Origin of the sequence: Pantoea sp. SIMBA_079, assembly GCF_046940275.1 — a bacterium.
GTDB lineage: Bacteria > Pseudomonadota > Gammaproteobacteria > Enterobacterales > Enterobacteriaceae > Pantoea > Pantoea borealis.
In genome coordinates, this window is record NZ_JAWRYR010000123.1 from 1 (window position 1) to 321 (window position 321).

Annotated in this window: 1 protein-coding gene; it reads left to right on the forward strand. The window is 56.7% G+C overall.

What is annotated here, in order from left to right; all coding sequences use genetic code 11:
• The coding region (locus SB719_RS19385) for a hypothetical protein (protein ID WP_412159634.1) at positions 1–321 on the forward strand (321 nt) is incomplete at both ends.

Sequence of the window (321 nt, forward strand, 5' to 3'; positions counted from 1 at the left end):
CGTTCGTGCAGTCTGTCAACAAGCCTGAGTGGATGATCCTGACCGTTCTGCCGGTTCGGCCGCCAGATCTGCGTCCGCTGGTACCGCTGGATGGTGGTCGTTTCTCAACGTCAGATCTCAACGATCTCTATCGTCGCGTAATCAACCGTAACAACCGTCTGAAGCGTCTGCTGGATCTGGCTGCGCTAGATATCATCGTGCGCAACGACAAGCGTATGCTGCAGGCAGCGGTAGCTGCCCTGCTGGACAACGGCCGTCGCGGTCGTGCAATCAACGGTTCTAACAAGCGTCCGCTGCAATCGCTGGCTGACATGATTAAAG